Consider the following 9,494-nt stretch of genomic DNA (forward strand, 5'->3'; position numbering starts at 1 on the left):
GGGGTTTTTTCTTGTCCGCGCCCGGCGCAATTTATGCCGTTAAAATGCAATTGACTATCGCAACATTTCCCGACACGCGCTAAACTGGCGGCATGTTTGCCATACCGCCATATTCGCATTGCCTTAAGCAGATTCCAGCCCTGCGTCCAGCCCTTGCCGGCGCGCATTGAATCCGACTCCAGCCCCTCCTTCGCGCCACCGTCACCCAAACCGTCATGAACGCCATCGCCACGCCCGCCGCCGCACTTTCACGCTCCGACTACCGCACCCTGGGACTGGCCGCGCTGGGCGGTGCGCTCGAAATCTACGACTTCATCGTCTTCGCCTTCTTCGCCGCCACGCTCAGCCAATTGTTCTTCCCGCCGCAGATGCCGGAATGGCTGCGCCTGCTGCAAACCTTCGGCATCTTCGCCACCGGCTACCTGGCGCGCCCGCTGGGCGGCATCCTGATGGCCCACTTCGCCGACCGCCTGGGCCGCAAGCGCATGTTCAGCCTCAGCATGCTGATGATGGCCGGTCCCTGTCTGCTGATCGGCCTGCTGCCCACTTACGCCCAGATCGGCTATCTGGCGCCGCTGCTGCTGCTGTGCCTGCGGCTGCTGCAAGGCGCGGCGGTGGGCGGCGAGGTGCCCAGCGCCTGGACCTTTGTCGCCGAACACGCGCCGGCGCGCCATCGCGGCTACGCGCTGGGCCTGTTGCAAGCCGGCCTGACCATGGGCTATCTGCTGGGCGCGCTGACCGCCACCCTGCTGGCCGAAGTCTTCAGCCCTCAGCAAATGCAGGACTACGCCTGGCGGATTCCGTTCCTGCTCGGCGGCCCGCTCGGCCTGTTCGGCGTCTGGCTGCGCCGCTGGCTGAATGAAACGCCGGTATTCCTGTCCCTGCGCTCTCAGCGGCAGGAGCGCGCCTACCCGCTGCTGGAAGTGCTGCGCGCGCACCGGAGCACCCTGCTGCCGGCGGCGCTGCTGACCTGCGTGCTGACTTCGGCCGTGGTGATTCCGGTGGTGGTCACCCCCACCTTGCTGCAGCAGCACTTCGCCTGGCCGGCCAAGGACGCCTTCGCGCTGGGCAGCCTCGGCATCGTCTTCCTCAACATAGGCTGCGTGATCGCCGGCCGCGTCACCGACCGCGTCGGCCCGTTGCGCAGCCTGATCCTCTACAGCCTGTTGTTGCCCGTGGGCGTGGGCCTGCTCTACGCCAGCCTGATCGGCGGCTGGCGCTGGCCCGGCCTCGCCTACGCCGTCGCCGGCCTGTGCTGCGGCATCGTCGGCGTGGTGCCCTCGGCGATGATCAGTCTGTTTCCCGCCGACATCCGCGTCTCCGGCATCGCCGTCACCTACAACATCGCTTATTCGCTGTGGGCCAGCGCCGCGCCGCTGCTGCTGATCGCCGCCACCCCCTGGAGCCCCTGGATCTCGGCCCTGTTCAGCCTGGCCATGGGCGGCGTGGGCTTGTACGCGGCCAGCCGTTTCCGCGCACCACGGCTTCCGCAGTGGGAAAACGTCGCCTACGGCCGGATTTGACGCAGGCGAAAGCGGTCAAATCCAGTGTTTGACGTCATTGGCCCAGCCTGATAGGTTCATGGTAGCCAGCTTGATTGCTGCACCGCGAGAGTCGTGCCTTCGCGGAATTCCCATTCATTTTCACCAGGAGATCTTTATGTCCAATGCCGCTGCAATCGCCAAGGAAAAAGAACAATTACTGGATGACGTGCGCCAGGTTCTGGTCAGCACCGAAGAGCTGATCGACGCCTCGCTGGACGACGGCAGCCAGAAAAGCAAGGAAATCCGCCAGCGCGTCAACGAAAAGCTGAAGCTCGCCAAGGCCAAGTTGCTGGACGCCGAGCAAGTGGTGGTCGGCAAAGCCAAGGTCGCCGCCAAAGCGACCGATCAATACGTGCATGAAAACCCGTGGAAATCCATCGGCATCGCCGCCGGCGTCGCCTTCCTGCTGGGCATGCTGGTTTCCCGCCGCTAAGGCATGCCGCAACGCCAATCTCCGCCCCGCCCCGGCAGCCTGCGCTCCTTCGCCGGCGGGGTGGCTTCCTTGCTGCTGACCCGGGCGGAACTGCTGTCGCTTGAAGCTCAGGAACTGAAAGATGACATCATCGGCAGCCTGTTCACCGGCATGCTGGCGCTGATTCTGATTGCCGTGGGCCTGATGGCGGGCCTGCTGCTGGTCTGGACGCTGACTCCGCCGACTCTGCGCGCCTGGGCGCTTGCCGCCTGCGCGCTGCTGTTCTGCGGCGCGGGCGCCTGGCTGGCCTTCCGTCTGCGTCGACGGCTGCGCGAGCAAGGACCGGCCTTCGCCACCACATTGGAAGAAGTGCGCAAGGACTGGGCGGCCTTGGGCGGCGGAGACGCGCCGTGAACCCAAGAGACCGCGCCATCAAGAAACAATTGCTGGTGATGAAGGGCGAAGCGCTCAGGGTCAAGCTGCGCCTGGAGCTGGACACCCTGCGCCGCCATCCTCTCGGCGCCGCTGGAGAAGGCCTGAAAGCCTGGGGCCGGCACCGCGGGCTCGGCAAGATTCTGGCCGTGCTCGGCAGCCTGCTGCCGCCGGGCGGAAGGTTGCAATCCTGGCTGGGCACCGGCGCGCGGCTTTGGGCGCTGTGGCAGCTGGGACGCCGCTGGCTGCGCCGCTGATCAAGCCTGGACGTTCACACCCCCGCCGGCTTCCGCCTCAAGGTGGACCTGGACGTCCATCTCCCCGTTCTCCGACACTTCCCCGGTCGCCAACATCTTCTCGATGCCGGCCATGTCCTTGTCCATCTCCTTCATCATTTTCCTGAGCTCTTGATCGGCCTGCAGTTGACGCGTCTGCTGCTTGAGCCAGTTTTGCAGCTGCTTCAACTTCATCATGATATCCTGGATCACCCGGTCGCCCGCCACCGGATTGCCCCCGCCGGCGCGCGGCGTTGCGCCGTCGTCGCGCGCGGTCGCTCCCGCGCTTTTGTCGCCATTGGCCGCGGCCGCGTCGCCACGCGCGCCGGCGGCCGACGCATTGCCTTCCCCATCCTTTGTCTGCCGCGTTTCGTCCTCGGCGGTTTGCGCCTTGGCTTCAATCTGCGCCTGGGCGGCGGCGCCGGAAACGTCTCCACCGCCGCTGGTCGACTCCGGCGCGGCCTCGCTCGAAGCCGCCGCGCTTGCCGCCGCCGCCGCGTCTCCGCCTACGCTGATCGGCATCATCGAATCGGCGGCGTTCTGCGTCATGCTGGCCACCAGCTGCTTGAGCTCCTTGACCGCGCGCGCCAGCTCCGCCGCCAGCGCTTTCAGGCTGGCCTTGTCCCGGCCCGCCATCTGCGCCATCTGCAGCAACATATCCACCTTCTTTTTCAGCATCTCCTTCTGCATGCCATCCACTTCGGGCGAACGCTTGGGCAAGGGCCGCAAGGTCACCTTCAATTGCTGCATGAACTTGCCCAAGCTTTGCTGCAAGGAGGATTGCAACTGCTGACGCGCTTGTTGCGCCGGACCAACCGGCAAGGAAGCCGTTGGAGCGGCGGTCTGGGCCGTTGCGGACTCGGCGGACGCAGCTGAAGCCGCTGGCGCGGCGCGGCCGGCCGGCGGCTTGGATTGGGACAGCGCATAGGAGGCGGAATAGGGCTTTATCACGGGCATATAAGAAAAAACCTATGGTTATGACATTCTATCGACCGTGCAGGGGATTTCTTTACGCTAAAATCGACATCATGCAAGACAAACCCGTCCCACCCGCTGAAACCATTGCGAGCCGCGCTCAGCTGGCCTCGCCCCCCTTGCCGCCCGCGGCCATCGCCTGGCTCGCCGAAATCGGCATTGTAGACGCCGACGCCCTGAGGCAACGCGGCCCGGTCCTGGCTTTCTTGCAATTGAAAAGCCGCGGACGCACCGCCACCCGAAAGCTGTTGTTCGCGCTGGAGGCCGCCTGCCGCGGCATTCATTGGAACCAACTCGGCGACGAAGCCAAAGACGCCTTGCTGCGGCAATTGGCCGCGCATCCGCCCGTGGCCGCCCCGCCGCCCGAGGCCGAGATCGCCCGTCATCTGGCGCTGGCCCTGGAGCTGGCCGCCCAGGCCGGTTCGGAGGGAGAGATTCCGGTGGGCGCCGTCGTCGTCCGGCAAGGCGAAGTGATAGGACGCGGCTACAATCAACCTATAGGCCGACGCGACCCCAGCGCCCACGCCGAGATCATGGCCCTGCGCGACGCCGCCGGCCTGCTGGGCAATTACCGCCTGGACGGCTGCGATCTGTACGTGACGCTGGAACCCTGTCTGATGTGCAGCGGCGCCATCATGCACGCCCGCATCGCCCGCGTGATTTACGGCGCGCCCGACGCCAAGACCGGGGCCGCCGGCAGCGTGCTGGACGTTTTCGCCGACAGCCGCCTCAATCACCACGCCGCGGTGTTCGGCCAGCAACAGGCGGACGCCTGCGCGCAACCGTTGACGGCGTTTTTCCAAACCCGTCGGAAAGGCTGATGCCATGCTGCGACTGATGCTCGCCCTGTCCTTGAGCGCGTCCGCCTTCGCCGGCGACGCGGAAGACGACGCCGCGCTGGCGATGGACCCATTGGCGGCGGCGGCTTTCGCGGTTCAGCAGCAGGCCGCCGCACCCTTGTTGGACACCTCCCCCAATCCGCGCCATTACGGCGCGCCCTGGATTCTGGTCGGCGTGCGCAGCCAGACCCTGCGCCGTTACGACGGCTGGGGGCTGTTGCAACGCGAATATCAGGTGTCCACCGCGCGCAAGGGCGTGGGAGAAGTCAGCGGCAGCTACCAGACCCCGCGCGGCTGGCACCGGGTCTGCGAACGCATCGGCGCCGGCGTGGAAGCCAACACCATTATTTTCCGCCGCAAAGTGACGCCCTGGAAGTACACGCCGGAACTGCACATCCAGTACCCGAACAAGGACTGGATCCTCACCCGCATTCTGTGGCTGTGCGGCGAAGAGCCCGGAAAGAACCAAGGCGGCGAAGTAGACAGTTATAATCGAGCCATTTACATCCACGGTGCCGGGGACCACGTGCCCTGGGGCACCCCCACCTCCCTCGGCTGCGTCCGCATGAAGAACCCGGACGTAATCGAACTGTTCGACGCCACCGACAACGGCATTGATGTCCTGATTGATGAGAACGCCTGATGCACTCCGCGCTGACCCTGACCACGCCCGCCCTGCTGTTTCCCGCCATTTCCCTGCTGTTGCTGGCCTATACCAACCGTTTTCTCGGCCTGGCCGGCATCATTCGCAATCTGTACGAGGAGTACCGCGATAGCCAGGACCCCAAGATCCTGCGCCAGATCGGCAATCTGCGCACCCGCATCACCTTGATCAAATGGATGCAATGCCTGGGCATCGCCAGCCTGTTTCTATGCACGGTGGCGATGTTCCAGGTTTATACCGGCTGGCAGGCTTGGGGGGAGCTGACTTTCGGCATCAGCCTGCTGTGCATGATTTGCTCGCTGGCGGTGTCGCTGATCGAACTGCTGCGTTCTTCCGACGCGCTCAACATCCTGCTGTCCGATCTGCAAGCGGAATACGACAAGCGGCGCTGAAAGCCGGCCCGCCGCCGGCTACGCGCGGCGGGCGGTGCTGGATTGCTTGCGCCGGCAGATGGCGCGGAATCGGTTTTAGAACCCGTTACGCCGGGCGCCGCGCCACCAGCAGGCTCAGCGGCATGCTGACCCGGCACACCTGATCGCCATCGCCCCAGGCGCGGGCGATGCGGCTAGAGGCATCGTCCAGCACATGCTCGCCCAGGGTCTGTTTGCACAGCTTGCTGGCGGACAGCGTGTTGAGAAAACCCAGGTATTGCTCCAGCGTCCAATCGCAATCAATCGCCAGATCCGGCGTTTCCAGCACAGGCAGCGGGCAGCCCGCCGTGCTGTAGCCGTCCCACAGTATCTGGCAGCGGCTGGACCAGAACGGTTCGATGATGGACGTCAAAATCGCCGCGGCGCGATCCACTTCGGGAGACACCCTGCATAGATGATAACCCCAGGCGGCGAACACGCCGCCCGGCTTGAGCACCCGTCCCACCTCCGGCCAGAATGACGGGAAATGAAACCAATGCAAAGCCTGCGACACCGTGATCAGATCGAAGGCGGCGTCGTCGAACGGCGTGACCTCGGCCGGACACTCGCGGTAATACACCTGATTATGCGCCTCGGCCTGACCCAGCTGCGCGGAGCTGATGTCCGTGGCGTCCACGCGCGCGAAACTGTCCCCCAACCTCACCGCGGTCTGGCCGTTGCCGGTGGCGCAATCCCAGGCTCGCCCATATTCGGCGCACTGCGGCAATAGCCACTGATACAAGGCCTCCGGATACGCCGGACGAAACCTGGCGTATAAATCCGAATACAGGCTGAAAGTAGCAACGGAATTGGATAGCATGTTCGCTCTCTACAATTGCTGTAGCTTTCCATTAGATGACAGCCTAGACCGTCATGTCCATTCGTCATAACAGACGTTCACAATATATTTCAGCCCAGGCGCATTCTCAAGCCGCCCGCAATGCGGGCGGACTTCTGTCCATCGTGCCCGGCCACAAAAATGCTTATATCATAATATGTCGGCAATCGCTAGCCGTCGCGACGGCGTTCGGCTCCGGATTTGCAAAGCGAGCCAAGGGGAATCAAATAGGCGGGAAGGGGGAAAACCGGCAAGGGCGCGCCGGAAACGCAAAAAGCCCGCGATGGCGGGCTGATTGCTGTTCTAAAGCGGGATTGTGGTGCCGGTAAGAGGCCACGAACCGATATATTGCAAAACCTTGCAAACCCTATGAAACCGAATAAATCCTTAGCCTTTGGGCTTCTCTACCTACCAAACTGCCCCTTGATCCGTGGCGTAATCTTGCTTATTGGCGTAAATTCTAGCTAACAATTACGCCAAGGTTTACGCCACGATGGCCACATATAGAAAACGGGGGGATGCATGGCGCGCGGAGGTCACTAAGCGCGGCGTGCGGCGGTCTGCCACCTTCGACACCAAGGCGCAGGCAGTGGCCTGGGCCACGCAGCTAGAAGCGGAGATATTGGGCGGCAAAATCCATGCCGTCAAGATGACGCGCACGCTTGCCGACGCAATGGAGAAGTATCGCGACGAGGTAACGCCGAGCAAAGGCGGCGCCAGGTGGGAGAAGATCCGCCTCGACAAGTTCATCCAGGAACTGGATTTCATCGGTGTTCTGGTGGACCGTATCACAAGCGATCGGATTGGAGAGTGGCGCGATTCGCGCTTGAAGGAAGTCTCGCCCAGCACCGTTAATCGCGAAATGAACTTGCTGTCGGCCGTGTTTGAGGAGTGCAGAAGGGAATGGAAGTGGTGTTCAGTCAATCCAATGCACGGCGTCCGCCGGCCGCAGGAGCCGCCGCCGCGCGAGCAGCGCGTCACCGATGAAATGGTCGACGCTCTTGTCGACACCATGGGATACGTCCGATGGAAGAAGCCAGAGAACAAAATCCAGCGCGTAGCCATGGCCATGCTGTTTGCTATAGAGACCGGCATGCGCGCCGGCGAGATAGTAGGACTGACGGCGGATCGGGTTTTCTTGGAAAGACGGTATGTGCGGCTGGTGGAGACCAAGAACGGCGACGCTCGAAACGTGCCGCTCTCGACCGATGCAGCCCAGATTCTTGGGCTACTAATGCCGGAGGAAGGGAAGAAGACGGGGGAGCCGGTGTTCGGCCTGACGAGCGCGATGCTGGACGCGCTGTTTCGGAAGTACCGCGGCAAGGCCAAGGTCGGATGCCCGGCGCTGGAGACGGTGCGTTTTCACGATACCCGGCATGAAGCGGTGTCGCGCCTTGCCCGTAAGCTCGACGTGCTCGACCTGGCCCGCATGATCGGGCACCGTGATATTCGCAGCCTGATGATCTACTACAACGAGCACGCATCTGATATTGCTGCGCGCCTGGACTAAGCCGACTTGCGTCGGCGGCCGGCTGGGCGAGCCGCCGGCAGGGTGCCACGGTTTTTCCGGACCCATTCAATAACCTCATCCGCAAACCAGCGCTTTTGCCCGCTCTTGGCGCCGGTGGCCAGAATCGCATTAGGGAACCCGGGGCGCGCGACGACAGACTGCTTAATCGTGAAGGCGGACAGGTCCAGCCACTCGGCGATATCGTCAGCTGACCAAATCGCAGGAGCATTGCCCTTTTCGAGCGAGATCACCAGTGCGTCGATGCGCTGTTCTAGGCGCTGCAATACTTCGTTTTCCATAGCAATTCCTTATCTATATAAATGATGAAGGGCCACCCTCAGGCAGCCCTCAAAACACAATTTCCGGATCGGACCAGCGTCCGCCCCACTCCGCCGTTTTGTCCGGCAGCCACTCCATGCGGGTGCAGCTCGTGCCCGGCGTCGGCGCCGGCTGCTCCGGGCCAAGGTAGATGACTGCGCCGTCTCGCCGCTGGATGTAGCGATAAATGGGCGCTTGCTGGTCAGCCACTGGAGCAGCCCTGGATCATCATCGCGGCGTCGATGGCCGCGTCTACTTCATCCCTATCAGTCGAGCGCTCGTGATATACGGGAATTTCTCTATCTGTCCCGCAGATTTCAAGCACGGTGCCTCGTTCTGTAAAGCACTCACCGATGTATGCATCTTGTGTCAGCCACCGATACCGCGCCGCGTCCTGCTCCAGCTCGGCGATGCGCGCTATCATCGCCAGGACCATGGCTGGATTGGCTGCCGCGATGAAGGCCATGTCCGCCGGAGTGGCCGCGCCGTTCGCTACGACATCGCCGTCAACGCGCCCACGGTTTGCGGCGGTTGTTCCGACTCGATGCCATCCGTTGCTGGTCTGGTATTCCCACGGCCCGGGCGTCGCCGCGCGCGCCAGGCTGGACAGCTCGGCCAGTTGTTCATTGGTGATCATGCTGCCTCCCCTTTCTTAATAGGTGCCCACCACCCGCGCCGGCACCGACCGGTGTAGCCGCATTCGCTGCACCCCGTACCGGTCCCGTGAGAGATGTCGTGCCCCTCGTAGCAGCCGCTGCAGGCCTGGCTCCAGGTTGCGGACTCGCAAACCTCGCCGTCGATAATCGCGTAAGCCTTCCTGCGATCCAGCCGCCGGCCCGCAATCCGGTCTGCTTCTTCGAAGGTGCTTGGGTGGTCGTCATGCTTGATGAACCCGTTCTCCGTCGTGGTGCTGAAGCGCTTGATTACGCTGCCAGCCATCACTCGCCCCCTTCCGCCTCTGCCGCCATGCGGGCGCCGGCCGCGCGGATTGCTGCGCCGATGTCGATGTTGCCGCCGGAGGCCTCGTACTCGCACTCGTCCCACTGCTGGGCGATCTGCTCGATCACGGCAGGCAGCTGCTGGGCCGGCGCCGGCGCTGGGCCTGTGAGGATGTAATCAACGAACAGCATGTCGCCCAGGCCGTCGCTCCCGTCGTAGTCATCTTCGACGGCAACTTGCTGAGTCGTCCCGTGGACTACACCCCAGCACACATTCTCGACGCCTTCGTCCCATCCATCGCCAGCCACCTCGCGGTACGCGTCGATGGCTGCCTGCGC

At 63.5% G+C, this 9,494-nt stretch carries 14 protein-coding genes; 8 read left to right on the plus strand and 6 right to left on the minus strand.

The features are described 5' to 3' along the window. The first annotated feature begins 215 nt into the window (after window positions 1-215). From ACODRW_RS17500 to ACODRW_RS17515, 4 genes are all read left to right on the plus strand, one after another. Entirely contained in the window at window positions 216-1,523 is a 1,308-nt protein-coding gene (locus ACODRW_RS17500) for an MFS transporter (RefSeq protein WP_107798320.1), read from the plus strand. Between the two features lie 136 nt (window positions 1,524-1,659). Then, entirely contained in the window at window positions 1,660-1,977 is a 318-nt protein-coding gene (locus tag ACODRW_RS17505) for an ElaB/YgaM/YqjD family protein (RefSeq protein WP_048415023.1), read from the plus strand. 3 nt (window positions 1,978-1,980) lie between these two features. Beyond that, the gene (locus ACODRW_RS17510; RefSeq protein WP_107798319.1) at window positions 1,981-2,370 is read left to right on the plus strand and encodes a phage holin family protein; all 390 of its coding nucleotides are present in this window, start codon (window positions 1,981-1,983) and stop codon (window positions 2,368-2,370) included. Further along, window positions 2,367-2,645 (plus strand): hypothetical protein, encoded by a 279-nt coding sequence (locus ACODRW_RS17515; protein WP_107798318.1) that lies wholly within the window; start codon window positions 2,367-2,369, stop codon window positions 2,643-2,645. The genes ACODRW_RS17510 and ACODRW_RS17515 overlap by 4 nt, the downstream gene beginning before the upstream one ends. Here ACODRW_RS17515 and ACODRW_RS17520 read toward each other — a convergent pair whose 3' ends face one another. Further along, window positions 2,646-3,353 (minus strand): hypothetical protein, encoded by a 708-nt coding sequence (locus ACODRW_RS17520; protein ID WP_488906305.1) that lies wholly within the window; start codon window positions 3,351-3,353, stop codon window positions 2,646-2,648. A gap of 338 nt (window positions 3,354-3,691) precedes the next feature. On the opposite strand from ACODRW_RS17520, the gene tadA reads away from it, so the two are divergent. Genes tadA through ACODRW_RS17535 form a run of 3 tightly spaced genes read left to right on the plus strand, consistent with a single transcriptional unit; the run spans window position 3,692 to window position 5,533 of the window. Then, entirely contained in the window at window positions 3,692-4,459 is a 768-nt protein-coding gene (gene tadA, locus ACODRW_RS17525) for a tRNA adenosine(34) deaminase TadA (protein ID WP_488906306.1), read from the plus strand. A 4-nt stretch (window positions 4,460-4,463) separates the two neighbouring features. After that, a complete protein-coding gene (locus tag ACODRW_RS17530) occupies window positions 4,464-5,120 on the plus strand; it encodes a L,D-transpeptidase (RefSeq protein ID WP_227107149.1) in 657 nt (218 codons plus the stop codon). After that, window positions 5,120-5,533 (plus strand): DUF2721 domain-containing protein, encoded by a 414-nt coding sequence (locus tag ACODRW_RS17535; RefSeq protein WP_019104308.1) that lies wholly within the window; start codon window positions 5,120-5,122, stop codon window positions 5,531-5,533. The genes ACODRW_RS17530 and ACODRW_RS17535 overlap by 1 nt, the downstream gene beginning before the upstream one ends. Window positions 5,534-5,618: 85 nt before the next feature. On the opposite strand, the gene ACODRW_RS17540 is transcribed toward ACODRW_RS17535, so the two are convergent. Next, window positions 5,619-6,371: a class I SAM-dependent methyltransferase gene (locus tag ACODRW_RS17540; RefSeq protein WP_227107147.1), complete on the minus strand. Its 753-nt coding sequence runs from the start codon at window positions 6,369-6,371 to the stop codon at window positions 5,619-5,621. 511 nt (window positions 6,372-6,882) lie between these two features. On the opposite strand from ACODRW_RS17540, the gene ACODRW_RS17545 reads away from it, so the two are divergent. Further along, the gene (locus ACODRW_RS17545; protein WP_488906307.1) at window positions 6,883-7,899 is read left to right on the plus strand and encodes a tyrosine-type recombinase/integrase; all 1,017 of its coding nucleotides are present in this window, start codon (window positions 6,883-6,885) and stop codon (window positions 7,897-7,899) included. Here the strand turns inward: ACODRW_RS17545 and ACODRW_RS17550 are convergent. The 4 genes from ACODRW_RS17550 to ACODRW_RS17565 form a co-directional block, all read right to left on the minus strand. Next, on the minus strand, window positions 7,896-8,198 hold the full coding sequence (locus ACODRW_RS17550; protein WP_488906308.1) for a hypothetical protein: 303 nt from the start codon (window positions 8,196-8,198) through the stop codon (window positions 7,896-7,898). The two genes, ACODRW_RS17545 and ACODRW_RS17550, sit on opposite strands and share 4 nt — an antisense overlap. A 49-nt stretch (window positions 8,199-8,247) precedes the next feature. After that, the gene (locus tag ACODRW_RS17555) at window positions 8,248-8,427 is read right to left on the minus strand and encodes a hypothetical protein (RefSeq protein WP_488906309.1); all 180 of its coding nucleotides are present in this window, start codon (window positions 8,425-8,427) and stop codon (window positions 8,248-8,250) included. Beyond that, window positions 8,420-8,854, minus strand: a complete 435-nt coding sequence (locus tag ACODRW_RS17560; protein ID WP_488906310.1) for an ead/Ea22-like family protein — start codon at window positions 8,852-8,854, stop codon at window positions 8,420-8,422. The genes ACODRW_RS17555 and ACODRW_RS17560 overlap by 8 nt, the downstream gene beginning before the upstream one ends. A gap of 301 nt (window positions 8,855-9,155) precedes the next feature. Beyond that, a partial coding sequence (locus tag ACODRW_RS17565; protein ID WP_488906311.1) for a hypothetical protein occupies window positions 9,156-9,494 on the minus strand: 339 nt, incomplete at its 5' end.

Source organism: Chromobacterium sp. FG89 (assembly GCF_057808735.1).

Excerpts from the sequence above, each read along its gene's own strand:
- ACODRW_RS17540 (WP_227107147.1), bottom strand. The coding sequence starts at position 6,371 with ATGCTATCCAATTCCGTTGCTACTTTCAGCCTGTATTCGGATTTATAC.
- ACODRW_RS17510 (WP_107798319.1), top strand. The coding sequence starts at position 1,981 with ATGCCGCAACGCCAATCTCCGCCCCGCCCCGGCAGCCTGCGCTCCTTC.
- tadA (WP_488906306.1), top strand. The coding sequence starts at position 3,692 with ATGCAAGACAAACCCGTCCCACCCGCTGAAACCATTGCGAGCCGCGCT.
- ACODRW_RS17530 (WP_227107149.1), top strand. The coding sequence starts at position 4,464 with ATGCTGCGACTGATGCTCGCCCTGTCCTTGAGCGCGTCCGCCTTCGCC.
- ACODRW_RS17560 (WP_488906310.1), bottom strand. The coding sequence starts at position 8,854 with ATGATCACCAATGAACAACTGGCCGAGCTGTCCAGCCTGGCGCGCGCG.
- ACODRW_RS17535 (WP_019104308.1), top strand. The coding sequence starts at position 5,120 with ATGCACTCCGCGCTGACCCTGACCACGCCCGCCCTGCTGTTTCCCGCC.
- ACODRW_RS17550 (WP_488906308.1), bottom strand. The coding sequence starts at position 8,198 with ATGGAAAACGAAGTATTGCAGCGCCTAGAACAGCGCATCGACGCACTG.
- ACODRW_RS17505 (WP_048415023.1), top strand. The coding sequence starts at position 1,660 with ATGTCCAATGCCGCTGCAATCGCCAAGGAAAAAGAACAATTACTGGAT.
- ACODRW_RS17500 (WP_107798320.1), top strand. The coding sequence starts at position 216 with ATGAACGCCATCGCCACGCCCGCCGCCGCACTTTCACGCTCCGACTAC.
- ACODRW_RS17545 (WP_488906307.1), top strand. The coding sequence starts at position 6,883 with ATGGCCACATATAGAAAACGGGGGGATGCATGGCGCGCGGAGGTCACT.
- ACODRW_RS17520 (WP_488906305.1), bottom strand. The coding sequence starts at position 3,353 with ATGCAGAAGGAGATGCTGAAAAAGAAGGTGGATATGTTGCTGCAGATG.